Origin of the sequence: Fulvivirga imtechensis AK7, from assembly GCF_000331535.1 — a bacterium.
Taxonomy (GTDB): Bacteria; Bacteroidota; Bacteroidia; order Cytophagales; family Cyclobacteriaceae; genus Fulvivirga; species Fulvivirga imtechensis.
In genome coordinates, this window is record NZ_AMZN01000080.1 from 1 (window position 1) to 354 (window position 354).

The following is a 354-nucleotide window of genomic DNA, read 5'->3' on the forward strand; positions in this document are numbered from 1 at the left end:
TTGATCAGTAAGGATGTTATAGTAAACGAAGAGGCTTTCAATGCTTACCTTACCCTCCATGGAGTTACACACCTTCACGCCACGCCTACCTTTCTGGAACGTGTTACTCTCACAGCCGGGTTTATCCGGAGGGTTGCCTCTGGTGGGGAGGAATGTAACAGACAGTTAGCAGATAAATTTTACCCTAAATATGATTTTTACAATAAATACGGTCCCACCGAGACGACAGTAACCTCTCTTATATACAAGTATGTCAGGACAGATACAGCTAGGCCTACTGTTCCTATCGGTAAGCCTGTCAGGAATACGAGGGTTTATATTATGAGCACATCGGGTCAACTTCAGCCATTGGGA

1 protein-coding gene is annotated in these 354 nt (G+C 44.6%); it reads left to right on the forward strand.

The genetic code is table 11. The features are described 5' to 3' along the window. The coding region (locus C900_RS21615) for an AMP-binding protein (RefSeq protein ID WP_040497268.1) at positions 1-354 on the forward strand (354 nt) is incomplete at both ends.